The 25,267-nt window shown below is 68.6% G+C and carries 19 protein-coding genes; 13 read left to right on the plus strand and 6 right to left on the minus strand.

What is annotated here, in order from left to right:
- Nucleotides 1–110: 110 nt before the first annotated feature.
- Nucleotides 111–944, minus strand: coding sequence for an enoyl-ACP reductase FabI (gene fabI / locus F0U60_RS43560; protein ID WP_395809071.1), 834 nt, complete (start codon nt 942–944; stop codon nt 111–113).
- Between the two features lie 248 nt (nt 945–1,192).
- On the opposite strand from fabI, the gene F0U60_RS43565 reads away from it, so the two are divergent.
- The 3 genes from F0U60_RS43565 (at nt 1,193) to F0U60_RS43575 (ending at nt 5,653) form a co-directional block, all read left to right on the plus strand.
- Nucleotides 1,193–4,084 (plus strand): 2-oxoglutarate dehydrogenase E1 component, encoded by a 2,892-nt coding sequence (locus F0U60_RS43565; protein WP_395809073.1) that lies wholly within the window; start codon nt 1,193–1,195, stop codon nt 4,082–4,084.
- A complete protein-coding gene (odhB, locus tag F0U60_RS43570) occupies nt 4,074–5,303 on the plus strand; it encodes a 2-oxoglutarate dehydrogenase complex dihydrolipoyllysine-residue succinyltransferase (RefSeq protein ID WP_395809075.1) in 1,230 nt (409 codons plus the stop codon). The genes F0U60_RS43565 and odhB overlap by 11 nt, the downstream gene beginning before the upstream one ends.
- 146 nt (nt 5,304–5,449) lie before the next feature.
- Complete coding sequence (locus F0U60_RS43575) at nt 5,450–5,653, plus strand: cold-shock protein (RefSeq protein WP_108066901.1); 204 nt, start codon at nt 5,450–5,452, stop codon at nt 5,651–5,653.
- A 107-nt stretch (nt 5,654–5,760) separates the two neighbouring features.
- Here the strand turns inward: F0U60_RS43575 and F0U60_RS43580 are convergent, their stop codons facing one another.
- Nucleotides 5,761–7,977, minus strand: coding sequence for a DPP IV N-terminal domain-containing protein (locus tag F0U60_RS43580; protein ID WP_395809077.1), 2,217 nt, complete (start codon nt 7,975–7,977; stop codon nt 5,761–5,763).
- A 115-nt stretch (nt 7,978–8,092) separates the two neighbouring features.
- On the opposite strand from F0U60_RS43580, the gene F0U60_RS43585 reads away from it, so the two are divergent.
- Both F0U60_RS43585 and F0U60_RS43590 read left to right on the plus strand, forming a co-directional pair.
- Nucleotides 8,093–8,863: a hypothetical protein gene (locus tag F0U60_RS43585; protein ID WP_395809078.1), complete on the plus strand. Its 771-nt coding sequence runs from the start codon at nt 8,093–8,095 to the stop codon at nt 8,861–8,863.
- A 114-nt stretch (nt 8,864–8,977) separates the two neighbouring features.
- Entirely contained in the window at nt 8,978–10,801 is a 1,824-nt protein-coding gene (locus F0U60_RS43590; protein WP_395809080.1) for a methyl-accepting chemotaxis protein, read from the plus strand.
- Here F0U60_RS43590 and F0U60_RS43595 read toward each other — a convergent pair.
- Together F0U60_RS43595 and F0U60_RS43600 are read right to left on the minus strand one after the other, a co-directional pair.
- Nucleotides 10,785–12,158, minus strand: coding sequence for a glycosyltransferase family 39 protein (locus F0U60_RS43595; protein ID WP_395809082.1), 1,374 nt, complete (start codon nt 12,156–12,158; stop codon nt 10,785–10,787). The genes F0U60_RS43590 and F0U60_RS43595 overlap by 17 nt on opposite strands.
- A gap of 7 nt (nt 12,159–12,165) precedes the next feature.
- Nucleotides 12,166–13,899: a BamA/TamA family outer membrane protein gene (locus F0U60_RS43600; protein WP_395809084.1), complete on the minus strand. Its 1,734-nt coding sequence runs from the start codon at nt 13,897–13,899 to the stop codon at nt 12,166–12,168.
- A 146-nt stretch (nt 13,900–14,045) separates the two neighbouring features.
- Here F0U60_RS43600 and F0U60_RS43605 point away from each other — a divergent pair, with 146 nt between their 5' ends.
- Nucleotides 14,046–14,408: a response regulator gene (locus F0U60_RS43605; RefSeq protein WP_395809086.1), complete on the plus strand. Its 363-nt coding sequence runs from the start codon at nt 14,046–14,048 to the stop codon at nt 14,406–14,408.
- On the opposite strand, the gene F0U60_RS43610 is transcribed toward F0U60_RS43605, so the two are convergent.
- Nucleotides 14,376–15,272 (minus strand): cobalamin-binding protein, encoded by an 897-nt coding sequence (locus F0U60_RS43610; RefSeq protein ID WP_395809088.1) that lies wholly within the window; start codon nt 15,270–15,272, stop codon nt 14,376–14,378. The two genes, F0U60_RS43605 and F0U60_RS43610, sit on opposite strands and share 33 nt — an antisense overlap.
- Before the next feature lie 122 nt (nt 15,273–15,394).
- Between F0U60_RS43610 and F0U60_RS43615 the strand changes: the two genes are divergently transcribed.
- The 4 genes from F0U60_RS43615 to F0U60_RS43630 all read left to right on the plus strand — a co-directional run bounded on the left by F0U60_RS43615 (nt 15,395) and on the right by F0U60_RS43630 (nt 18,692).
- Complete coding sequence (locus tag F0U60_RS43615; protein ID WP_395809089.1) at nt 15,395–16,390, plus strand: hypothetical protein; 996 nt, start codon at nt 15,395–15,397, stop codon at nt 16,388–16,390.
- A 67-nt stretch (nt 16,391–16,457) separates the two neighbouring features.
- Nucleotides 16,458–16,709, plus strand: a complete 252-nt coding sequence (locus F0U60_RS43620; RefSeq protein ID WP_395809091.1) for a hypothetical protein — start codon at nt 16,458–16,460, stop codon at nt 16,707–16,709.
- 42 nt (nt 16,710–16,751) lie between these two features.
- Nucleotides 16,752–17,966 carry a Tox-REase-5 domain-containing protein gene (locus tag F0U60_RS43625; protein ID WP_395809093.1) on the plus strand — a complete coding sequence of 405 codons (1,215 nt, stop codon included), beginning with the start codon at nt 16,752–16,754 and terminating at the stop codon, nt 17,964–17,966.
- A 12-nt stretch (nt 17,967–17,978) separates the two neighbouring features.
- Nucleotides 17,979–18,692: an immunity 52 family protein gene (locus F0U60_RS43630; protein WP_395809095.1), complete on the plus strand. Its 714-nt coding sequence runs from the start codon at nt 17,979–17,981 to the stop codon at nt 18,690–18,692.
- A gap of 20 nt (nt 18,693–18,712) precedes the next feature.
- On the opposite strand, the gene F0U60_RS43635 is transcribed toward F0U60_RS43630, so the two are convergent.
- The gene (locus tag F0U60_RS43635) at nt 18,713–19,603 is read right to left on the minus strand and encodes an ammonium transporter (protein WP_395809097.1); all 891 of its coding nucleotides are present in this window, start codon (nt 19,601–19,603) and stop codon (nt 18,713–18,715) included.
- Nucleotides 19,604–19,822: 219 nt separating this feature from the next.
- Between F0U60_RS43635 and F0U60_RS43640 the strand changes: the two genes are divergently transcribed.
- Genes F0U60_RS43640 through F0U60_RS43650 form a run of 3 tightly spaced genes read left to right on the plus strand, consistent with a single transcriptional unit; the run spans nt 19,823 to nt 25,267 of the window.
- Nucleotides 19,823–21,463 (plus strand): serine/threonine protein kinase, encoded by a 1,641-nt coding sequence (locus tag F0U60_RS43640; RefSeq protein ID WP_395809099.1) that lies wholly within the window; start codon nt 19,823–19,825, stop codon nt 21,461–21,463.
- A gap of 7 nt (nt 21,464–21,470) precedes the next feature.
- Nucleotides 21,471–24,023 (plus strand): TonB-dependent receptor domain-containing protein, encoded by a 2,553-nt coding sequence (locus F0U60_RS43645; RefSeq protein WP_395809101.1) that lies wholly within the window; start codon nt 21,471–21,473, stop codon nt 24,021–24,023.
- Nucleotides 24,020–25,267 (plus strand): hypothetical protein, encoded by a 1,248-nt coding sequence (locus F0U60_RS43650; RefSeq protein WP_395809103.1) that lies wholly within the window; start codon nt 24,020–24,022, stop codon nt 25,265–25,267. Before F0U60_RS43645 ends, F0U60_RS43650 begins: the two co-directional genes overlap by 4 nt.

Below are 25,267 nucleotides of genomic sequence, written 5' to 3' on the forward strand. Positions count from 1 at the left end.
GGGTGAAGGAAACGGTGAGACTGTAGCGTGACCTCGCCTTCCAGCAAAAGCCGGGGCGATCGAATCCTGGACTCCGGAGGGAAAAGCGAGCTCCTCCCCCCGTACAGCGATCAGCCGGCCGAGGTAGGAGAGCCGGTGTCCCCGCCCCCCTCTTTGTCCTCATTCGGGTCCACTGGCGGTGCGCCAATGGCGTGGTAACCACCGTCCACGTGCACCATTTCGCCCGTGGTGGAAGGCAGCCAGTCCGAAAGGAGCGCACAGGCAGTGCGAGCCACCATGTCGTGGCTCTTCCGGGCATCCCACCCCAGGGGAGCCTGGGTGCCCCAGCCCTTCTCGAGGGACTTGAAGCCGGGGATGCCCTTGGCGGCCACGGTGGCCAGCGGGCCGGCGGCCAGGGCGTTGACCCGGATACCCTTGGGGCCCAGGTCCCGCGCCAGGTAGCGCACGGTGGCCTCCAGGGCCGCCTTGCACACCCCCATCCAGTCGTAGATGGGCCAGGCCACGCGGTTGTCGAAGTCCAGCGTGACGATGGAGCCGCCCTGCGTCATCAGCGGCATCACCGCCACGGCCAGCTCCTTGAGGGAGAAGGTCGAGATGCGGAACGCAGTCTGGGCGCTCTCCCAGGGGGTGTTGAGGAAGTTGCCACCGAGCGCGTCCTCGGGAGCGAAGGCGATGGAGTGCAGCACCCCATCCACCCGGCCCCAGCGCTGGCGCAGCGACTCGGTCAGAGCGGAGAAATGGGCGGGGTTGGTGACGTCCAGCTCCAGCACCTCGGTACCCGCCTTGAGGCGCTTCGCGCTGCGCTCCGTGAGCGAGCGCGCCCGGCCAAAGCCGGTGAGGAGGATGTCAGCTCCCTGCTCCAGCGCGTGCTCGGCTACACCGTAGGCGAGCGACTGGGGGGTGAGCACTCCGGTGATGAGGAGCTTCTTGCCCTGCAGCAGCATGCATAGGCCTTTCTGGCTAAAGAGAGAGAAGTTCGGGGGTTTATCACCCGAAAGCCCGGGTAGGCCAGGAAGTCACCCGGGTCCCGCGCGCCGCTCGGGGAGCCCAACGGATGAAGTTGCGCTCACGTAGCGCATGAATCCTGCTGCTCCGCTTAGCCCGGAAAGGCTGGAAGGGGGGGCGCGCTTTATCAACAAATCGTGCCGAAAACCCCCCAACGGGGCGGCCTTCCAGTAAAAGACGACACGCCATGGCGAATTTCCAGGACTCGTACCTCTCCGGCGGAAACATCGACTTCATCGAGGGGCTCTATGCGCGCTACCTCGAGGATCCGTCCAGCGTGGACCCGAGCTGGCGCGAGCTGTTCCAGCGCAACGACGGCGCCGGCCGACCCATCTTCAACTCCACCCTCATCGAGCCACCCGCGCCCGTGGTCCCGGGCAAGGAAGGCAAGGACGGCAAGGGGGGCAACAAGGCCACCGCCGCCGCGGTGGCACTGGCCCCGCAGACGGCCCCCACGGTCGCCTTCGAGCAGGACATGAAGCTGCAGGCCCGGGTGGACCAGACCATCTCGGCCTTCCGCCTGCGTGGTCACCTGCGCGCCCGCCTGGATCCGCTCGGCCGTCCCCGCCCGACCCTGGACCATGTGGCCGACGTGGGCATGGTGGACGAGAAGCACTTCTCCGCCGCCGAGCTGGAGCAGCTGGTGGAGAGCTCCAACGTCTTCCCCGAGGCGCGCGTCAAGCTCAAGGAGCTGCTCGGCCGGCTGCGCCGCACGTACACCGGCTCCATCGGCGTCGAGTACATGCAGATGCTCGACAGCGAGCGGCGGCGTTGGCTGATGCGGCGCATGGAGCACGCGGAGAACCGCACGGACTTCTCCGTTGAGGATCAGCGCCACATCCTCACCCGGCTGTCCTACGCCGAGGGCTTCGAGAACTTCCTGCACACCAAGTTCATCGGCGCCAAGCGCTTCGCGCTCGACGGCGGCGAGGCGCTGGTGCCCATGCTGGACGCCGTGCTCGAGGTGGGCGGCGGCATGGGGCTCAAGGAAGTCGTCATCGGCATGGCCCACCGCGGCCGCCTCAACGTGCTGACGAACATCCTGGGCAAGCAGCCCGCGCAGATCTTCAGCGAGTTCGAGGGCCCGCAGGATCCCAAGCAGCACATGGGCCGCGGCGACGTGAAGTACCACATGGGCTTCAGCTCGGACCACGCCACGCGCACCGGGCAGAGCATCCACCTGTCGCTGGCCTTCAACCCCAGCCACCTGGAGGCGGTGGACCCGGTGGTGGAGGGGCGCGTGCGCGCCAAGCAGGACCGCAGCGGGGACACCGAGCGCACCAAGGTGATGCCGCTGCTCATCCACGGTGACGCGGCCTTCATCGGCCAGGGCGTGGTGGCCGAGACGCTCAACCTCGCCGGGCTCGAGGGCTACAAGACGGGCGGCACTCTGCACGTCGTCATCAACAACCAGGTGGGCTTCACCACCGACCCGCAGGAGTCGCGCAGCTCCATCTACTCCACGGCGCTCGCCCAGATGCTGGACGTGCCCGTCTTCCACGTGAACGGGGACGACCCCGAGGCGTGCGTCCACGTGGCGCGCCTGGTCGCCGAGTACCGGCAGACCTTCAAGAGCGACGTCGTCATCGACCTGGTGTGCTACCGCCGCTACGGCCACAACGAGGGCGATGACCCCTCGTTCACCCAGCCGGAGATGTACGAGATCATCCGCAAGCACCCGACCGTGCGGACGATCTACGCGCAGCAGCTGGCGGAGAAGGGCCGCCTCCCCGCGGAGGAGTCCGAGGCCATCAAGCAGCGCTGCATGCAGGAGTTCGACGCGGCGCTCACCCGCGCCCGCGCGCACAGCGAGTTCAAGGAGCCGAGCGCACTCGAGGGCCTGTGGAAGCCCTACAAGGGCGGCCTGCACAAGAGCGCCCCGCAGGTGAGCACGGCGGTGGACAAGGAGACGCTGCGCGCGGCCCTGAAGAAGCTGGCCGAGGTGCCCGAGGGCTTCAACGTCCACCGCGACGTGGAGCGCACGGTGCTCAAGAAGCGCCAGGGCATGCTGACGTCGGAGGAGCTGCAGTGGAGCGAGGGCGAGTCGCTGGCCTACGCCACGCTGCTCTCCGAGGGCTACGCCATCCGCCTGAGCGGCCAGGACTGCGAGCGCGGCACCTTCAGCCACCGTCACGCCGTGCTGCACGACGTGAAGACGGGCGACGAGTTCGTGCCCCTGCGGCAGTTCCCCACCGGCAAGGCCCACTTCGACGTCTTCAACAGCCCGCTGTCGGAGATGGGCGTGCTGGGCTTCGAGTACGGCTACAGCCTCGACGTGCCGGACGGCCTCATCATCTGGGAGGCCCAGTTCGGTGACTTCGCCAACGGCGCGCAGATCATCATCGACCAGTTCATCGCCGCGGCGGAGACCAAGTGGCGGCGGCTCAGCGGCATCACCCTGCTGCTGCCCCACGGCTACGAGGGCCAGGGTCCGGAGCACTCCAGCGCGCGTCTGGAGCGCTTCCTCAGCCTGTCCGCCGAGGACAACATCCAGGTCGTCTACCCCACCACGCCCGCGCAGATCTTCCACCTGCTGCGGCGCCAGGTGCTGCGCCCGCTGCGCAAGCCGCTCGTGATCATGTCGCCCAAGAGCCTGCTGCGCCGCCCCGAGGCGACGAGCAAGCTGGACGAGCTGGCCACCGGCTCCTTCCAGGAGGTCATCCTGGACAAGGTGGACCCGGCCGGCGTGACGCGGCTGCTCCTGTGCTCGGGCAAGGTCTACTACGACCTGGTCAAGGCCCGGGACGAGCGCAAGGACGACTCCATCGCCATCGTGCGCGTGGAGCAGCTCTACCCGTTCCCCTTCGACGAGCTGGCAGGCCTCGTCGCGAAGATGCCGAAGCTCACCGAGCTCTTCTGGGTGCAAGAGGAGCCCCGGAACTCGGGCGCCTGGCACTTCATGTTCCCCCGCCTGCACGACCTGGCCGCCGCGCGGAGCCAGGGCGGTCCGCTGAAGCTGGGCTACATCGGACGCGCGGAAGCCGCCAGCCCCGCCACCGGCTTCCCGCAGACGCACAACCTGGAGCAGCAGCTCATCGTCGAGGAAGCCATCCTCCGAGGAACCAAGAATGGCCGTTGAACTGAAAGTCCCGCCCCTGGGCGAGTCCATCACTGAAGCCGTCGTCGGGAAGTGGAACAAGAAGAAGGGTGACGCGGTGTCCGCCGACGAGCCCCTCGTCGTCCTGGAGACCGACAAGGTCACCATCGACGTGCCCGCTCCCGCCGCCGGCGCCATCGCCACCATCGCCTTCAACGAGGGCGACAAGGTGCGCGTGGGTGACGTGCTGGGCACCATCGAGGCCGGCGCTGGCGCCACCGCCACCGCGCCGCAGACTCCTGCTCCCGCCCCCGTGGCCGCCGCTCCCGTGGCTGCCGCTCCCTCCACGGCCTCTTCCGCCGCGGCCGACGTCCGCATGACGCCCACCGCTCGGAAGATCGTCGAGGAGAACAAGCTGGACGTGGCCCAGCTCAAGGGCTCCGGCACCGGTGGCCGCATCACCAAGGAGGACGCGCTCGGTCAGCTCAACCGTCCGGCCGAGGCCCCCGCGCAGCGTGCTCCGGCTCCGGCCCCCGCTCCCTCCGGCCCGCGCCCGCGCGCTGACCGCGAGGAGCGCGTGAAGATGACGCCGCTGCGCCGCCGCGTCGCCGAGCGCCTCGTCCAGGCCCAGTCCACCGCCGCCATCCTCACCACCTTCAACGAGGTGGACATGGGCGCGGTGATGGAGCTGCGCAAGCAGCACCAGGAGAAGTTCCTGGCCCGTCACGGCGTGAAGCTCGGCTTCATGAGCTTCTTCATCCGCGCCGCCGTCGAGGCCCTCAAGGCCTTCCCCCAGGTCAACGCGGAGATCGACGGCGACGACGTCGTCTTCAAGCACTACTACGACATCGGCGTGGCGGTGAGCGGCAGCCGCGGCCTGGTGGTCCCCGTCGTGCGCGACGCCGACACCCTGTCCATGGCCGAGCTGGAGAAGAAGGTCGGCGACTACGGCACCCGCGCGCGCAGCGACAAGCTCACGCTCGCCGAGCTGCAGGGCGGCACCTTCACCATCACCAACGGCGGCATCTTCGGCTCGATGCTCTCCACCCCCATCATCAACCCGCCTCAGACGGGCATCCTGGGGATGCACAACATCGTGGAGCGTCCGGTGGCCCGCAACGGCCAGGTCGTCATCCGGCCCATCATGTACCTGGCCCTCTCCTACGACCACCGCCTCATCGATGGCCGCGAGGCCGTGCAGTTCCTCGTGCGCGTGAAGGACTGCATCGAGGATCCCACTCGGCTGCTGCTGGAAATTTGAAATCCAGACAGACAGTAGCAAGCAGGAAAACGGGCTAGCCGACTAGACAGGCGCTCGGCAGCCCGCCTACAACTTCACTTGTCACCCGACGGACGGGGGACGGGAGAACGAGTCGGCCCGCGGCCGGCTCCTGACAAGGAAGCACAATGGCAACTGGTACCGTGAAGTGGTTCAACGACGCGAAGGGCTTCGGATTCATCGTGCAGGACGGCGGTGGCGAGGACGTGTTCTGCCACCACACCGCCATCAACATGGACGGGTTCCGGACCCTCGCCGAGGGGCAGAAGGTGGAGTTCGAGCTGGCTCGTGGTCCCAAGGGCCTGCAGGCGCAGAACGTGCGCGCCGTCTGATGTCCTGAGCCACTCCGTACCCGTAGTGGCCTGAAAGAAAAGGCCCGGCGCCTCGAGAGGAGCCGGGCCTTTCCCTTTGCGGGCGACAGCGCCCGGGCAGCGAGCCGCTACTTCGTCAGGTGCCGCTTGAAGTGGCCCATCACCCACTCGTACTGGCGCTGGGTGACGAGCGGATCCGGCACCATGTGCGTGAGTCCGCTCAGGGGCAGCAGCTCATGGCGCTTGCCGGCGCGGAAGAGCGCGTCGGAGAGCTTGAGCGTGTGGAAGAAGTAGACGTTGTCGTCCGCGGTGCCGTGGATGAGCAGCAGCGGGGAGATGGGCTTGCTGGTGTCGCGCGCATAGGTGAGCAGCGAGCTCTTCTCGTACGCCCCGGGGCTCTGCTGGGGCAGGCCCAGGTAGCGCTCGGTGTAGTGGGTGTCGTAGTCGAGCCAGTCCACCACCGGGGCGCCAGCCACGGCCGCCTTGAAGACCTCCGGACGTTTGAGGGCGGCGAGCGCGGCCATGTAGCCACCGAAGCTCCAGCCCTCGATACCCACGCGCTGCACGTCCACCTCGGGCACCACCGCGGCGAGCGCCTGGACGGCAGTGGCCTGGTCCTCCAGCGTCACGCCGGAGAAGTCCCCACGCACCTCGCGCTGCCACTTCGCGCCGCGCAGCGGGGTGCCGCGGCCGTCAAAGCGGGCGATGAGGAAGCCCTGGTCCGCCATCCACTGCGACAACAGGTGCGCCGCCATGGACTTGTGCACGACGGTGACGGTGGGGCCAGCGTACACCTCGACGATGGTGGGCAGCTTCTGGCCGGGCTTCGCGTTGCGCGGGCGCACCAGCGAGGACTGGAACTTCAACGGGCCCACCTCACGGTACTCGACGATGGGCGTGAAGCCGGGCTCCACCGCCACCGAGGGCAGCTCTCCCACGCGCGAGCCGTCCGCGCGCGCCACGTAGGTACGCGGCATGGACTTGGGGCTCGAGTGGGTGATGACGAGCAGGTTGCCCAACTTGGACACGCTGCCGCCCTCAACGGCCTCGCCGCTGGTGCCCGGACGCACCTGCTCCGGGGCGCCGCCGTCCTTCACGCGCCACAGGTAGCTCTCCGTGGGGTTGGGGCCGCCCGTGAAGTAGAGCGTGCGATCCTTCTCGATGTAGCGGGCCAGGCCCCGGAAGCCCGCCTCCGGCTTCACCAGCGAGCGCGCCAGGCTTCCATCCGGGTTGCGCAGCTCCACCTCGGGGCCACCGTTGCGCTCGGTGTACCAGAGGAAGCCGCTCCCATCCTCGAGCCACTGCGGGAAGGTCTGCTCCAGCTCGAGCCAGGCCTCATCCTTCTCGGTGAGGAGCTCGCGCGTCTTGCCGCTGGCCACGTCCACCGCGAGCAGCTTCTCCTCCGTCTGCGTGCGGTTCTGCACCAGGATGGAGAGAGCGCCCTTCTTGGGCCACACCACGGTGGCCAGGTACGGGTACTTCTCCGCATCCCACTGCACCCAGACCGTCTTGCCGCCCGTCACCGGAGTGATGCCCAGGCGCACCTTCGCGTTGGACTTGCCCGGGCGCGGGTAGGCGTAGTCCTCGGAGCCGCGCTCGGGGTGCATCACGTCGATGATGGAGAGCTTCTCCACTTCCGAGGTGTCCGACTCGGTGTAGGCGATGGACTTCGCGTCCGGGCTCCACCACCAGCCGGAGAAGCGGCTCATCTCCTCCTGGGCGACGAACTCGGCCAGGCCGTGGGTCTTCGCCGGAGTGCCTCCGCTGGTGACGCGGCGCTCCTTGTTGGTGGCCAGGTCGATGCGGAAGACGTCGTTGTCCCGGACGTAGCCCACCTGCTTGCCGTCAGGGGAGAAGCGCGGGTCGATGACACCCTCGCCCGTCTTCAGCTCGGTCGACTTCCCCGTGGAGCGCTCGACGATGTAGAGCTTGCCGGAGAGCGGCACCAGGATGCGCTCGCCGTCCTCGGAGAGCTGGTAGGAGGTGAAGCCTCGGGCGCTCACGCGCATGCGCTCGCGGCGGGCCTTCTCCTCGGGGGAGAGCGTCTCCTCGGCGCCCTTGAGGATGGCCTTGGGGGTGAGCACCTCCTTCGCCTCTCCGGTCGCCACGTCGAAGGCGAAGAGGGTCTGGATGGGCGCGCGGGGCTGACCGCGCAGGAAGAGCACGGTCTTCTCGTCGGGGGTGATGCGGGGGTTGACGGGACGTCCGCTCATGAAGCGGCGCGTCTCCGCGTAGTCCTTCAAGAAGGCATCTTGCGAGGTGGAGGACATGGGCTTGGCGGGGGACTGCTGGGCGATGACGGGGGCGCTCGTGAGAAGAAGCGCGGCTGCGAGCAGGATGCGCATGCGAGGCTGGCGCCCGAGGGACGGGCGCTCCCTCCTTTGAGGTAGAAAGCGCGCGCAGCCTACACTCCTGGCGGCGCGCGGCCCGCAAAGAGCCGCGGGATGACGGTTATTCCCCATGATGGACGATGATTCGCAGAGGCACCTCCGACTGGCGGGGGTCATCCGGCTGGCGCTCGGTGGCGGGCGGGGACCGACGGACGCGTACGTCTTCGATCCACACCGGCTGGCGCTGCCCTCATGGGCGTGCGCACTGGGAGACGGTCCGGCGGCACTGCTGGTGACGCTGGATCGGCACCTGGACCTGGTGGTGCCCGCGGCGCCGGAGGCCGTTCCGGACCGCTCGGCGGGCCTGAGAGCCCTGGACGAGCACGCGCGCTGGGCCCTGGACGTACGCAACTACGACCACGTGCTGGCGGCGATGGAGGCGGGGCTGGTGAGCGACGCACTGGTCATCGCACGCGGACGACCCCGGGGAACGTTCACGGGAGACGTGTACGTGGACACGCGGGGGCGCTCGCACCGGCTGGTGGTGGTCCCCACGGTGGACCGGGCCGCGGAGGCCTACAACGCGCCCGCCCCGGGTGATGCTGTGCGTGAAGTGCTGGTGTCTGCCGACCGGGTGCTGCTGGATGTAGACCTGGACTGCTTCACCAGCCTGAGCGACGCAGACCCGACAACGGTGCTGCCCTGGCCCCGGAGTGTCATTCGGGAGTACCTGCTGCCACCCGATTCGGAGTCCTTCTGGGAGGCAGTGCTGGAGCGGTGTGTCGCGCTGACGCTGGCGAGGGAGCCGCACCACTGTGGCGGGCTCCTGGCCTCGGGAGAGCTCTTCCGGGACGTGGCCGAAGTCCTCTTCCGAGAGCTGCTGCGGACAGAGCCCCCTTAGATTTCCTTTTCCCGGGTTTTCCTCTATTGGAGGGGGAGCTTCCAGGCAGGCACAGCGACTTCTCCCCGCGTCCCTCCATCCGCCCCCCTCCCTCTGGGAGAATGGCCAGGCCTCATGAACGGCTCGCCCCCGCAGACGGTCATTCCTCCGCAGCTCCTCCGCCGAGTCCTCCTCGTCGTGATGGTGTGGCTCATCCCCTCCACGCCTCTCGCCGCGTACCTCGTCGGGTTGTCGCTGGGGTTGTCGGCCCAGGACATCGTCTGGAGCGTGCTCTACCTGTTCCCGCCCATCCTCCTGGTCGTCGGGCTCATCCTGCCGGGAGTGGGTGTCTCCGCACTCCTGCAAGGTCACTTCCGCGTACACCCTGAGGAGCCCCCGCAGGAGCGCCTCATCCGCCTGCAGATGCTGCCCTGGAAGCTCTCGTTCCTGGGCATCCAACTCACCTATCTGGTGGGCGGCCTCGCCTTCACCATCCCCCTGGTCCTGCGCTTCCACAAGCACGCACTGATGGTGGGGCTCGGGTTGCTCGTCGCCTCCACCCTGGGCCAGGTGCTGTCCCTGCCCGTAGGTATCAAGCTCGAGCAGATGCTGATGCCCTTCGTGCTCGAGGAGCGCAACCGCCTGCGGCTCACCGTCAGCGCCAAGGGCCTCTTCTGGCCGCGGCAGCGCTGGTACCTGCCGTATGCGATCATCACCAGCATGGCGAACACCCTGGTCATCTGCGGGCTGGTGTTCGTCCTCCAGACGCTCGAGTTGCGCGACTCCCAGACGCGGGCCCTCCTCGCGGATCCGACCCTCCCCCGGGCCCACGCGGAGCTGGCCGCGAAGACACTGCGGACCTTCAGCGATTCCCTGTTCTCGTCACTGGGCCCGCCGCTGCTGATCCTGGCGACGTTCACCTTGCTGGTGACCTCGCTCACCGCCTGGATGCTGGCACGCCGACAGGTGCGGGCCACGACGGCGCTCCAGGAGGCCATCGAGGGACTGGCCAACGGCACGCCCATCGCGCCGCCCTGGGCCTCCACCGACGAGCTGGGTGACGTCTCGTCGGGAATGGTCACCGCCCTGGATCACCTCCAGGAGATTCCCACCCGCCTTCAGGCCTCGGCCAGCCTGCTGCTCTCCGCGAGCACGGCGCTCGGCTCAGCGAGCCATCAACAGCGCCAGCGCATCACCGAGCAGGCCGCCATGCTTCAGGAGGCCCAGCTCACCTCGGAGGAGATCCGCACCACCTCCGACCTGGCGTCCCACAAGGCCGAGAGCGTGCTCAGTGTGGCCGGCCATGCCGAGCAGCTCGGACAGTACGGTGAGGAGGCCTTGGAGCGAACCCTGACGGGGCTGAACACCATCGGCGACTTCGTGGACGGCATCCGCGGCAAGGTGCTGCGGTTGCAGGAGAGCGCCACGAAGATCGCCAGCATCGCCGTCACGGTGAAGGACCTGGCCGACCAGTCCCACCTGCTGGCGCTCAACGCCTCCATCGAGGCCGCGCGCGCGGGTGACCAGGGCGCGGGCTTCGCCGTGGTCGCCAGTGAGATTCGCAAGCTGGCTGATCAGACCATCCGGGAGAATGCCCTCATCCGAAAGAGCCTGCTGGATATCGGCACCGCCATCCGAGACGTGGTCTCCATGAGCGAGCAGGGTGCTCGGCAGGTCGAGGGCGGCCTGGAGATGGTGAAGTCCTCGGGCAACAACCTGCGCGAGATGTCGCTCATCATCCAGGAGAACGCCGCGTCCGTACGGCAGATCGTCGTCGCGGTGAACCAGCAGAACACGGGCATCTCGCACATCTTCAACGCCATCGCCCATATCTCCGCCGGCATGGACGAGACGATGAAGCGTCTGGACACCACGCTGCAGGCCACCGAGACGCTCCAGGCCGTCACGCGCGAGGTGACGGAGATCGCCCGCCGCTACCAGCTCAACCGGAAGGAGTAGGACAGCGCTTCCAGAGCGTGACTCCCCTCCCCCGCCGCTCCAGACAGAAGCCCGTCGCACGCAAGGTGTCCTCCCCCACTGCCTTGCCCTCCACGAGCGCATGGGAGAACCGGGCATCCGCGAGCCGCTCGCGCACCTCCGCCTCCGAGTGCCCAGCCCCCACGAACACCGGCACGTCGCGATGCAGGTAGAAGCGTCCCCCGGTATTCCACTCGGGAGGGCCGGCGATGACGAGCCCGGTGAGTGCCGCGTCCCTGCCCGCGACCACGGTGCCGTCAATGACTCCCGCGCGCAGCCCAACTGGGAGGGTCACGGTGGCCGCGAGCGCCGAGGAGAGCACATACAGCCCCAGGAGCACCCCTCCCACCGCGCGCCTGCTCGCAAGTTGGGCGAGGTCCCTCGCAGCGGGGCCGGCCGCGAGCGCCACGAAGAGGGGGAGCAACGGCACGAGGAAGCGCGCCTCCTTGTGTCCCAGCACGCAGAGCACCCCGAGGTAGAACACGAAGGCCCCCACGAGCAGCTCCCTCCGGGCCAGCCCTCGCGCGAAGTGCCAGACGAGCAGCAGGGGCGCCATGCCGGCCAGGATGGGCGCGTACCACCACGCCGGCTGCCGGCCGAACTGCGACGCCGACGAACCGCTGGAGATGTTGAAGTGGAAGTAGTTCCAGGCGGAGGCCCAGGGCGTGCCCCAGGTGAGCCAGTCGAGCACGCCGAGCCCCAGGAGCACCACGCCCACGCCCACCGAGAAGCCCGCGAACGAGCGCCAACGCCGGGCCCACACCAGGCTCACAGCGATGGGCACACCAAAGACCGCCGAGGGGTAGCGGATGACGAACGCCACGCCCAGCAGCACGCCGCACCAGAGCCCCGCGAGCGCCCCGTCCCGGTCACGAGCGCGACAGGCCCACAGGAGCGCGCCCAACAGGGGCACCACGCTCAACACGTCCCCTAAAGGCCGCGCAGCATAGATAAGGAATCCGCCCCAGGTGGCATGGACGCCCGCAGCCAGAAGCGCCGCCTCGCGACCGTCGCGCTCCTCCACCAGCCGGAACAGCAGCAGCGTCCCCACGGCCTGCACGCTCGCGCACGCACACCACACGACGCCCACCATCGCCCACGGGTGCTCGAGCCCGAGCGCCCGGCACAGCGCGAGAAGCCCCGCGAGCACTCCGGGCACCGCCCAGTTGCGCAGCCCGTCCACCCACTCCCAGGCGACCACGCGATAGCCGAAGACGAGCCCGTGCGCTGGCTCCAAATATTGGAAGACCTCGTCTGGATGAACCCGTCCGCGGGCGAGCGCCGCCACCAGCACCGCGAGGAACGCTCCCACCGCTGCGAGTCGGGAAGGTGAAGCCACCAACGACCTAGAGAGGCGCATCCAGGAACCCGGGCCGGAACTCCGTCACCTGGCCGCCGCTGAAGGAGAAGCGGCCGCCGACGGGAGGTCGGTCATCGTTGAGCACGTACCCGAAGTCGATGCGGAACGGGAAGGTATTGAACTGAGGGAAGAGCAACCGCACGCCCACTCCCACCGAGTGCACGAAGCTGGGACTCACATCGAACGCGGAGCCCGCGTCATAGAAGAGCACGCCACCCAGGTGCACCGTGTAGAGGACGAGCGGAGCGGTCCGGTACTCCACGTTGACCAGGGCCATGCGCTTGCCCGAGTAGGCCTCCGGCTGCGCGCCCCGCAGCCCGTTGCCGCCTCCGAGCAACAGCACGCGCTCGTTCAGATCGTCGATGTTCACGTCCAGCAACCCACGCACCACGAAGCGCCCGCCGAGCACCTTCGGGGACACCTGCTGTACCTCCGCGGCCCAGCGGCGGTTGGTCCAGCGCCCCTCGTCACCGAGCAACCGGCGCACGGAGGCGGCAGCGGCCACTGAGGAGAGCGCATCGCCCAGGCGTACGCGGTACCGGGCGGAGAGGCCCACCTCGGCGAAGTTCCCGGCGGAGGCGAACAGCGCGGGCGCATAGCGCGCCGTGGCGGTGACGTAGTGCCCCACCTGGAAGTCCTCGGAGAGCGCGTAGGAGTCCACGTCGCGCATCACCTCGTAACGGGTCTCCCAGAGGCGGAGGTAGCCGAGCACATAGGTGGCGTCCTCGCTGCGAGGCAGGAGGGTGTCCCGCAGCCACGCGCGCCGAGCCTCGTCCAACCCGGAGTCCGCGGGAGCCCCATAGCGCCGGTGGTACGCGCCGAGCCCCCCGCCCGCGTCCACCTTGTAGCGCGAGCCCCAGGAGCGCAGGTACAGCGTGCTCCCGCTGAACTCACGCGCGTCGTAGACATAGGGCACTGTCCCGCCTTCGGGGTACGGCAGCTGCCAGATGTCGGCGCCGCGGAAGACGCGGACGGGCTGCACGCGCCACGCCGCCTGCGCCTGGAAGCTCCACGGCGTGTCCAGCGAGAAGAAGGGCCGCGACAGCAGCACGCTTCCCCGGGAGCCCTCGGGCCGGCCGTTCTCGCGCCCGAAGATGAGGTAGGCGTTCTCGTTGAGGGACCAGCGACTTCCCCCGAGGCGCGGGTCCACATACGTCTGCCCGAAGCTCAGCGAGTCCCGGCGCAGGAGGAAATCCAGCGCCACCTTCTTGTTCAACCCAAGGAAGTTCTGCTCGGTGCCCTGCAGACGCAGGGACTGCACCAGCGAGCCCACCACCTGGAAGTCCTGGTTGAGCCGCAACGACCACAAGTCCTTGGTGATGATCAGCAGCGACACCGTTTCCGGCGAGGAGCCCCGCACGGCCACCACGCGCACCACCGCGAAAATGCCCAGCTTGCGCAGGTTGCGCGCCGTCTCCTGAGCGAGCGCCACCGAGTACGGCTTCCCTGGCTCCAGCAGCACCTCGCGCCGGATGACCTCCTCACGGGTACGCACGTGAAACACATTGAGGAACTGGGGGTAGGGATCACTCGGGGCGACGACGTCCTCGGAGGCCACCCGCACCGACTCCAGACGCTTGCCTTCGGGCTCCGGCTCGGGCGACAACCCCTCCTGGGCCAGTCCCCACTGCACAAGCGCGTCCTCGTAGCCCTCAATGGGCGGGACGGCTTGCGCGGCCAGCAGGGACGCGGCGATCAGGGCGGACCAGGCGAATGACACGTCCACATCCTGTCATGCCCCCCGGTCCGGGAATACGGTAGTGAACAGCTCCCGTCCCTCCGGGGCAGGAGGGGATTCCCGGCCGTGGCCGGAAGCAGGAGACTTCGCCGCTCCGAGAGATGGACTTCGTAGGGTCCGGACGCAACGTGAAGATTCTCCTGGTAGAGGACAACGAGGACATCCGCGAAGGGCTGACCGACTTGCTGGAGAGTGAGGGTTACTCCGTCACCAGCAAGGGCTCGGCAGAGGAGGGGCTTGCCCTCTTGAGGGCGGAGTCCTTCCACCTGGTCATCACCGACTACATGCTGCCTGGCGAGACGGGCAGGTGGATGTTGGAGCAGGCGGAGCGAGAGCAACGGCTGCGAGGCACGGAGGCGGTGATGATCACCGCCCACCCTCGGGTGACTCCCCCTCCGGGCGTGCGCCTGATGCACAAGCCGCTCGACATCGACGACTTCCTGCGGGTGGTGTACGAGTCAGTCACGCCCCTCCGCGCCGTCGGCGGATAGCGGCGCGGCGCGCAGGTCTCCCGGACGAGGCGGCGGCAGCTTCTCGCCCCGGGCAATGGCCGCCACGATGCGCGCGAGCTGATCCACCCCGTCCGTCAGCGAGGCCGGCCCCGGCTGGAGGATGAACGTGCTCTTCACCTCGTAGAGCTGGTCATCCACCACCGCCGTCACCCGCTCCCAGCCTGGCCGAGAGATGATCTTCTCGCGCTTCGCCTTGCGGCCACACCAGCTGGCGATAACGCCCTCGGGATTCCTCCGGGCCACCTCGGCTGGCTCGAAGATACGGCCCTTGGCGCCCTGCTGCTCGCGCGACTCGCGGCACACGTCTTCCCCGCCCACCAGCTCCACCAACTCCGAGCACCAGCGGATGCCGGAGATGAGCGGCTCGTGCCACTCCTCGAAGAAGATGCGGGGCCGGCGAGGCAGCCGCTCCGCCGCCTCCGCGTGCCGCGCGAGGTTCGCCTCCAGCTCATCCGCCAGCTTCTCCGCGGCCTCGGCCCGCCCTACCAGCGCCCCCACCACACGCACCGTCTGGAGGATCTCCGCCAGCGAGCGCTGGTTGAAGAGCACCACCGGCACCCCGCGCTTGCACAGCTCGCGGCCCAGGTCCGCCTGCAGATCCGAGAAGCCCAGCACCAGGTCCGGCTTCAGCTCGAGGATGCGCTCGAAGTTGGCATCCAGGAAGGAGCTGACGCGTGGCTTCTTACGGGCCTCGGGCGGACGGACAGTAAAGCCGGAAACACCCACCACGAGATCCCCCGCCCCGATGCGGTACAGCGTCTCCGTCGTCTCCTCCGTCATGCACACGATGCGCTGGGGGTAACGTGGCGCGGAGGACAGCAGGGCCTTCAGTCTATCCGTCATATGCTCAGTGTAAGGCTTCAACGGGCCTGGATCGTTCACAGTGTCAACTCGTGGACTTCCTTCCGATGGGCCTTCCGGACCATGCTCTCCCCTATCTTGGGCAGGCCCGGATGGCGACAGACATGATTCCCCCACGCACGACATCCCGAACCTGGGTACTCCTTCTGCTCCTGACGGTGGCCGTGAGCGCCTGTGGTGGTCCTCGTACCAAACAGCAGCGCCAGAACGACGGCGAGCAGCGGACCGACGAGGCCACCCTGCTGCTCAACGAGGCCGAGCAGCACGTCCGGAACCTGGACGCGGCGCGCGCCGCACCGCTCCTGGCGAAGGCGGAAGAGCTCCTCGCCCATCCGGATGTCAACCTCTCTCCCGAGGCGGAGATGCTCCACTCGCAGCTCGCGGAGCTCAAGGCGCGCCTTCCGCACCTCGGAGAGGAGAAGATCCGGCGGGAGAAGGCGGCCGCCGCGGAACGCGAGCGCAAGGAGCTCGAGGCCCTGGTGGAGAAGCAGCGGGACGTGGTCGTGGAGGCGATGTTCGCGGTCACCGAGGCCGTCGACGCGCTCGCGGGCAAGGACATGGGTGTCGAGCAGGTGGCAGCGGCCCAGGAGGCCATCCAACGCACCCGGGAGCGGCTGAAGACGGGCAAGGAGCTGGAGGCGAGGAGCGCGGACTATGCGGCCTCCGCGCGGAACACCGAGCGGCGCCTGGAGCAGGCGGAAGAGAAGGTCGGGCGCGCGCGGAGGGTGATCGACTTCGTATCCGGTCCACTCGGGGAGAGCCGGGAAGCGCCCGCGCTGGAGAAGAAGGCGAGGCGAGAGAAGGACCTGGAGGCGCGGCTGTCGCTCTACACGGAGGTGCGTGATCGCTACCGCCGCTGTGGAACCGAGGCGGAGAAGCTGCTCATGGACAGGCCCGAGCTCGCGCGGGGAACACTCCCGATGCGGGGCCGTCCGATGGCGCTCAAGGCGGTGGCCACCGGGTGCAAGAAGAAGGCGGGGCTCATCCAGCGCGCGGTGTTGAAGCTGGAGAAGGCCAAGGTGAAGCGGGACAAGGCCCGGGCGAAGCTGGAGAAGCTCAAGGCAGCCCGGGAGAAGGCTCGCGCGCGCAAGCGGCGCTAAGCCAAGCGCATTCTCGAGATTCCTCGGGCCCCTGAAGGGGCTGTCTTCGACTGGCGCAAGGCCTCACATGTCACGTCGTCCCAAGGTGGCCCGCTCCCGACAGGGCTCGAAGGGGCGTAACACGAGCACGTTGATACTTGTCCTGCTCGTGCTGCTCACCGGCTGTGCCACGGGACGCAGCGAGCACCTCGATAAGGGAGGAGGCGGCCCAGCCTCGCTACCGCCGCATCTGGTGCAAGGGCGGCTGGTGGAGTTGGACGGCTTCGAGGCCCTGCTCCTTCGCACCGGGGTGAACGACCCCGACCTGTTGCCTCCATGAGAGGAGGACTTCACTCCAGAGGACGCAGCGGCGCTGTATGACGTGCTGCTGTCCCGCCCTGTCACACTGGCTGGCTTCGGTCCGCGCATGGCGGCTGCGCATCTGCTCCGTGAAGTCATGGAGCGCGAGGACGACTTGCCACGCCGCGCCCTGCTCGCACGCGTGGAGCGCTTCGAGCGGCTGGCAGTACTCCGTCCCGACGGATACCTGGCCTGGGCACTGAGCGGTCACACCCAACAGCGCGTGGGACAGGTGGTGTTGAAGGTGGGGGCATTGAGGGCTGGCCCCTTCGAGGTGGGCCGGTTCTACGACGGCCACGGGGGCGCTTTCGTGCCCGTGGATGATGAGCTCCGGCGAGTCCGAACTGCTCCACCCCTGGCCGAGGTGTATGACGACGGAGATGTCATCAACCGAGTCCTGGACGGAGCGGAGGATTCCTTCCGCGACACGGTGCTGGCCCTGGGCGAATGGGTGTTTCACCCGGGAGACAGCCTCACCGCGCTCTCAAGGCTTCCCGAGGGTGTGGCGGCGCTTGTCCTCCACTCGCCGGAGTACCGTGAGCACTTCCGGTTGATGACCCGTGGAGAGCAGATTCGCGCGCTCTCGCGGCTGACCGTCACCGTGCTCGCGACCTATGGCACTGCCGCCGGGACCACTCGGACCCTCGGAACGGTTGGCAGAGGCCTGGAGCACCTCTCCGTGCCAACCCTGTCGTTGTCGGCGGACGGAGCACTGGTACTCCAACGCGTAGTCGTCCCCGCGGGGCGAGCCGTCACCACGCTGGGTGGAGGAGCTGGTGCCGCCATCGTCCTGCACATGGCCCATCAATCGCTCCAAGGGACGAGCGGCAAGACGGGTGCATCCGTACAAGCAGGGGGCCCTGGACAGTGGAGCCCGGTCAAGGAGTCCATGAGCCGGCGCGCGGCGCGCTACCAGGAGCAGATCTCCGGCCGCCCCGTGAACGACTCGTACGTCGTGCGCGGCGTGCGTTTCGATGGCTACGACAAGGGCGTACTGCTGGAGGCCAAGGGACCCGGCTATGCCAACAAGTTCACCGACAAGCTGGAGCCCAAGAAGTGGTTCGCCAAGGGAGCCCGCAGCATCGTGGACCAGGCAGAGCGCCAACTCAAAGCCACCAACGGAACACCCATTCGCTGGCATGTGGCGGAATCCAAGGTCGCCGAGGCCATCCGAAAGCTCTTGGATAAAGCCCAGGTGCGTGGAATTGAAGTCGTCCACACGCCAGCGCACCCGTGAAGGAGGAAAGATTTGGTCGAGACCTACTACGCGGGTGCTTACTGGCACATTCGGAAGGAGTCCCCAGAAGAGTGTGGCCGACGCGCGGAATCCTTCTTCAAGACTCTCGTCACAGTCGATCCCTCCTTCTCTCGCTGGTTCAAGCTGGGGAACTCACGAAAGCAGGCGATCCAACATCCCGTCGAGACGGACCAACTCACGTTGGAGAAGATGTTCCGCCGCGGCAAGGACAAGCTCTTCGAAGATCTGGGCTTTCGTCTCAGTGGCTGGAACGGAGAAGACAGCGATGATGATGCCTGCGCCTTCCACATCAAGTGTGGCGGCTATGCGAAGGAAGTCGGCAATCGGTGCCTCTTCCAACTTCCCAATACGGGGCCAAACGCCCAACGAGTGCTGACTGCACCTGTACTGACCGGACTCGTGCGCGCCATGGCAATGGCCTGGGATCCAGACGACGCGATTGCCACGTCCGACAGCCACCGGGAGCTGGTGTCGAAGAAGGGAGAAGTAGGCCCCCTGGTGGGCTGGGTCACCTACCTCTCACGCCGCCGGGGCACCGTGCCTCCGTTACCCGCCCCGGTGCACAGCGAACGCGTGGAGGACAAGGGCACGCTCCTCGTCCTCACACCCGAGCGCTTCACCGCGAGCAACCCCGAGCACATCGCCCTGGCCGAGCGCGTCCGTGAGCTGCTCGAGCGCGCAGGGCTGCTCGGTCCCCTCCGCTGAGCCCGAGCAGTCCACAGTTCTCACGAGGTGTACGCCGCCTCGCCGTGCTGAGTGGAGTCGAGCCCCATGCGCTCCTCCTCGGAGACACGCAGGCCCAGCACCTTGTCCACTACCTTGAGCAGGAGGAGCGTCACCACCGCCGTATAGGCGCCCACCGCCAGCACGGCCAGGGCCTGCTTTCCGAGCAGCGCCGGGTTGCCGTGCAGCAACCCATCCGCGCCCGCCGGGTTGAGCGAGGCCTGGGAGAACACCCCCACCAGCAGCGCCCCCAGCAGTCCGCCCACTCCGTGCACGCCCCAGGCATCCAGCGAGTCGTCGTAGTGCAACCTCTCCTTGAGCAGCACCGCGCCGTAGCACACCACGCCAGCAAGGCCGCCGATGACCAGGGAGGCCGCCGGTGACACGAAGCCGGCCGCCGGGGTGATGGCCACCAGCCCCGCCACCAGTCCGGACACGAAGCCCAGCAGCGTGGGCCGCTTGCGGAAGTACCACTCGGCCACCGTCCACGAGAGCGCCGCCGCCCCCGCCGCCACGTGTGTGGTGACGAAGGCCAGCCCCGCCAGCGGCCCCGCTGTCAGCGCGCTGCCCCACAGCAGGATGAAGAGCGCGTAGGCGCTGAATTTCATCCGCTCCACGAACGCGCCCGAGATGAGCGCCGGGGTGATGATGGCGAACTTGAGCTGGAAGCCCATGAAGACCAGGTGCGGGATGGACCCCTTCGCCGCCGTCGTCACGTTTTCCAGCAACAGATAGTCCCCACCGCCGATAAACCCTCCGTGACTCTTGCCAAAGGCCAGCGAATAGCCGAACACCACCCACTGCACCGTCACCAGCGCCAGCGCGAAGAACGAGTACATGAACGTGGCCAGCACGTTCTTGCGAGCGTGCCTTGACGCAACGCGTAAGTCCAATGCCTCACCAGAGGGAAAAACCGGTGGCGCGGCGCGTCAGGGAAGGACTCGGCAGGTGAACCTGTCCAAGACGTGACGTAGCTCCGCTAGAGCCGTATTCTCGGCCCTCACAACACGCGTTCCAGGTGACCCCGACTTTTCGGAGCCAGCGGGTCTGGTGGTAGCATACGGGAAAGGTCACATTTCGCCGCGCCTACCCGGCGGGCGGCGGGGGAGCTCATGGTACAAGGTAGCGCCCAGGCGCAGAGCGCACCGGCCGACGTCGGAGATCCCCTCATTGGCCGGATCCTCAACGACAAGTTCCGCATCGTGGAGGCGCTCGGCGCGGGGGGCATGGGTCGGGTCTACAAGGCGGTGCAGGCGCCGCTGGACCGGCTCGTGGCCCTCAAGGTGCTCAACCCCCAGTACAGCGAGGGCAAGGACCCCGGCTTCCAGAAGCGCTTCTTCATGGAGGCGGCCGTCACCTCCAAGCTGCGCCACCCCAACACCGTCACCATCATCGACTACGGCAAGACGGATGACGGGGTGCTCTACATCGCGATGGAGTACCTGGAGGGGCAGACGCTGGCGCAGCTCCTCACGCAGCAGGGCCCCCTGCCGTGGATGCGCGTGCTGAACATCGCCCAGCAGGTGGCGCGCTCACTGCGCGAGGCCCACAAGGTGGGCCTCATCCACCGCGACCTCAAGCCCGCCAACATCATGGTCCTCAACCAGGAGGACGACCATGACGTGGTGAAGGTGCTGGACTTCGGCCTGGTGAAGTCCTTCCTGCCGGACCGGGGCCAGCCCAACGAGACGGAAATCACCCAGGCCGGCATCATCCTCGGCTCGCCGCAGTACATGGCGCCCGAGCAGGCGCGCAACGTGTCCGACCCACGCAGCGACGTGTACTCGCTGGGCGTGGTGATGTTCCAGATGCTGATGGGGCGTCCCCCCTTCCAGGCGGCGCAGAGCATCGACGTCATCTTCAAGCACCTCAACGAGGCCCCACCCGCCTTCGCCGGCATCTGGCCCGGACACACCGTGCCGCAGGAGGTGGAGGCCCTGGTGATGCGGTGCATGTACAAGCGCCCCGAGGAGCGCTTCCAGTCCATGGACGAGGTGCTGGAGTCCATCCGCCGCGTCGCCGCGTCCGCGGGCTTCAGCGGCGCCTTCTCCAGCCCTCACAGCCCCGTCACCGGGGGCTTCACGGTCCTCCCTGGCCCCGGCAGCGGCCCCGTCTCGGGACCGCAGACGGGCCCCCTGCCCACCCCCGGCTCCACGGGCGCGAGCACCGTGGCGCTCGACATCGCCGTGGAGGAGCCCGCGAAGCCGCCCGTCCGGCGAACCCTGCCCGTGGCCCTCTTCGGTGGCTCCCTGCTGCTCGGCCTGGGCGTGGCCCTGGTGATCGCCCTGCGCGCTCCCGCGCCCCAGGCCGCCCCCACGCCTGTACCCGAGCCCATCGCCGCGGTGGCTCCGGAGGAGAAGACGCCCCCCGCCGAGCAGCGCCGCATCCTGGAGCCCCCGCCCGCCGCCACCACCCCACAGTCCGCCGCCGAGCCTGCTCCCGAGGAGGCTGCGCCCGCCGCGGCCGAGCCCGCGCCCATCCGGTTTCTGATCGACAGCGAGCCCGGCGGCGCGAAGGTGATGTACGGCGGGCAGGTGCTGGGAGAGACGCCGGTGGAGCTGCCCGTGCCCCCGGGCTCGGATGGCCGCGCGAGCGCCCGCCTTACCTTCGCCTTGGATGGCTACCAGCGCGTCACCGCCATCGCCGAGGGCGCGGGGCCCGTGGTGCGCTTCAACCAGAAGCTGAAGAAGAAGTCCGGTTCCCGCTCTTCCTCGAGCAGGAGCTCCTCCGGGTACAAGGACGACCCCTACTGAGATTGTGATGAACCCGACCGCCTTGAAGCGAGCGGGCGCCCTCGCGTTGGTGCTGTATGCGGGGAGCGCCTTCGGCGACGCGCGCCTGGAGGCTCGCCGTCATTTCCGCACCGGCATGAGCCTCATTGCCCAGGGGCAGTACGACCAGGGCATCGCCGAGCTGCTGGAAGCGTATTCCATCAAGCCCCACCCCAACGTCCTCTACAACATCGCCCGCGCCTACCAGGATGCGGGCCGGTTGTCCGAGGCAGCCGACTACCTGCGTCGCTACATCGCCGCCAACCCGCCGGACGTGACCACGGCGCGGACTTCGCTGGCGAAGCTCGAGGAGTCGCTGAAGGCCGCTGAGGCGTCGAATCAGGCCGAGACGGCACAGCCTGGAGAGCCGGTGGTGCCGGGGAAGAAGCCCGGGTTGCCCCCCATGCCCGCCGCGCCTGGTGCCGAGTCGGCGAAGGCGCTCGCGGTGCTGGTCGAGCGGCTGGAGAAGGCCATCGCCCGCGCCGAGTCCCTGCCCGCCGCGCAGCGGCCCGCCGCTGCCCCGCAGCCCACGTCGGGCGCCGTCCAGGACGACGGCACGGAGCACGTGGTCGGCGCTGACGAAGACGCAGGCGCGGTGCCCTATGAAGAGCGCGTGGTGACGGCGAGCCGCCGGGCCCAGTCCTCTCTGGAGGCCCCCAATGCCACCACCGTCATCACCGCCGAGGACATCCGCCTCTCAGGCGCCACCAGCCTGCCGGAGCTGCTGCGCCGCGTGCCGGGTGCCGAGGTGATGATGCTCGGGACAGGCAGCGCCAACCTGTCGCTGCGCGGCTTCAACCAGCGCGTGGCCAACAAGGTGCTGGTGCTGGTGGACGGCCGCACCGAGTACCAGGACTTCCTGGGCATGACGCTCTGGTCGTCCATCCCCGTGGAGCTCGAGGAGATCGAACGCATCGAGGTCATCCGCGGCCCGGGCAGCGCGCTGTACGGCGCCAACGCCATGCTGGGCGTGGTCAACATCATCACCCGGGCCCCAGGGACAGGCCCCCGAGCGCGCTTCCAGGCCTCGCTCGGCAACGCCAACACCGTGGGCGGCAGCTTCGTGAGCCATGGAGGCTCGGACAGGCTGCGCTACCGCGCCTCGGCGGCGTACTCGCAGGCGGACAAGTGGAGCCGTGACTTCGCGGACAGCCGGCCGGACATGGCCATCATGGACCCCCAGCCCGACCTGGGTGTGCGCAGCGCGCGCGGCAACCTGGCCGCTGTCTACCAGCTGGACTCGGGCGCTGAGCTGGGCCTGTCCAGCGGCGTCAACCGCTACTACACGGAGGCCTACCCACTGGGGGTGCTGCGCAACTTCTACCTGGACGGGGTGAACGCCTTCGTCAAGGCGGACGCGGGACTGGGGCCGCTCAAGGTCAAGGCCTTCTGGAATCACCTGTCGGCGGCTGCGGGGCCGCAGTACGAGGCCGTGGGACAGCGCTCGCTGGCCACGCACGTCACCTCCAACCTCTTCAACGGCGAGGTGCTCTTCAGCAAGGGCTTCCAGCTGCTGGGCGAGCACCAGGTGAACGTGGGCGTGGAGGGCCGCCTCAAGCGCGTGGCGTGGAGCTACCTGGGTCCGCTGCGCGAGGAGTTCCACGCCGCGGCCTTCGTCCAGGACGAGTGGCGCCTGGCGGAGCCCTTCCGCATCGTGGCCTCCTACCGCGTGGACCGACACCCGCTGCTGGACGGGGGAAAGCCGGGCCTGGCCAGCTCGCCGCGCGTGTCCGCCCTCTTCATGCCCTTTGAGGGGCATGCCTTCCGCGCCAGCGCCGCCTCGGCCTTCCGCGAGCCCACGTTCCTGGAGAGCTACATGGGCGTGCGCATCCCCATCCCCGGCGTCAACGGCGCCAGCGCGCTGTCCGCCGGCAACCTGGCGCTCAAGCCCGAGCGGATGGTGGCCCTCGAGCTGGGTTACCGCGGAGAGGCGCCCACGCTCGGCATGGACTGGGACGTGGCGCTCTACCAGAACACGGTGAGCGACCTCATCCACCTGTCCGCCGTGCGTCCGCTGCCGCCGGGCGAGTCCTGGGACGCGGCCTCGGGGACGTACCTGCTGGGCCGCTCCGTCTTCCAGAACGAGGCGGCCGTCTACACCGCGCGCGGAGCCGAGGCCGGCGTGACGCTGGCCCCGGTGGATGGCCTCGGCATCAAGGCCAGCGCCGCCTTCCAGCGCGTGTCGGCCAAGGGTGAGGAAGGCCTGTGCGGCCCGTGCAGCCAGGCACCCCAGTTCAAGCTGTACGGCGGCATCACCTACCGCACGCGCCAGGCGCTGGAGCTCGGCGTGGATGCGGCCTGGACGTCCGCCACCACCTGGGTGGAGCGGGAGCCCGAGTCGGAAGACCCCACCCGCATCGAGCCTCTGGCCAACGCGCTGCCCGCCTACGCCATCATCAACGCCCGCGTGGGTTACACGCCGGTGAAGGACAAGGTGTCAGTGGCATTGGTGGGCTCGAACCTGGGCCCCGCGCATTCCCAGCACCCCTTCGGCAACCGCATCGAGCGCCGCGTGCTCGCCATCCTGACGGTGACCCCATGAGCTCCCCTTGCCAGAAGACTCTGGTGGGCCTGGCCCTCGCGTCCGTGCTCGCCACCGGCTGCGAGCCCCCACCTGTCGTGCCCACCGCGGACCGCCGCCAGAACCAGCAGCTGTCACGCATCGACGGCCAGGTGGTGGTGCAGAGCCGCGCCCGCGGCAACGCCATCGTCCTGCTCTACGATGCCGACCACCCACCTCCGCCCCAGGGCTCGGGCCGCCCGTTGAGCTTCACCGTCATTCCCGCCGAGCAGCTCTTCGGCCCGGCGGACCCGAGCTCCTCCGGCCCCTTCACCGCGCCCTTCAGCTTCAGCCTGGTGGCCCCGGGGCGCTACCTGCTGCGCGGCTTCATCGACGCGGACACGTGCCGCACCGGCGCACAGCCCTGCCACACTCCGGACTTCCTCCCCTGGTACGGCGTCACGGGCGAGCCCAACGCCGGAGACGTGGGCGGTGCCGCGGTGGACGCCCTCACCCGAGCCCCCCGCGTGGTGGAGATCGCCGCGGGCCCGGACGGTGCCCTCCAGGCCGCCACCGGCATCACCGTGAGCTTCAGCGACTCGAGCACCGTGCCCCTGGAGCGCCCTGCCTTCGTCGTGAGTGACGCACGGTTGGACCCGGCGACCGGCGGCAAATTGCTGGAGCTGCGGCCCCTGCAGCTCAGCGAGGGCGTGGTGGACGTGCGGCCCCCCGCCATGATCGTGCGCTACGTGGACAACAACGGCGACGGCAAGCCCGATGACACCAACGCCGACGGCCAGGTGGACCAGTGGGACCTCTGGCCTCGCGTGCTGGTGCGCAAGATGGCGGATGTGCAGGGACTCACCGGCGCGCAGCGGCTCGCCGACGAGAACGACCTGGACCGCGATGGCATCCTCGACGCGGAGGGCGCCGACTACCCCCGGGCGATCGATGGAACACGCGACGGATTGCCGGACCAGGTGGTGCTCGCCGCCATGCTGCATCCGTCGGTGCTAGACGCCCTGCGCAATCCCGATGGGACTCCGCGCATGGAGGCCGTGGCCGTGCCCTCACTGACAGTCATGGTCCTACCCAGGGCGATCGATGTGCGTGATCCGCTCCACAGGGTAGACCTGCGCTCGGTGCCTTCCGGACGCTACGCTCTCACGCTCGTCCAGTTCACCGGCCAGACGTGGCGCGTGCCCAACGAGCTGTCACCTGCGCTCGCGGCCGAGAGCGGTCTGCCTTCGCTGGAGAGCCAGTCTTTCGTGCTCGAAGTACCGTGA

The organism is Archangium minus (assembly GCF_044360475.1).
GTDB lineage: Bacteria > Myxococcota > Myxococcia > Myxococcales > Myxococcaceae > Archangium > Archangium minus.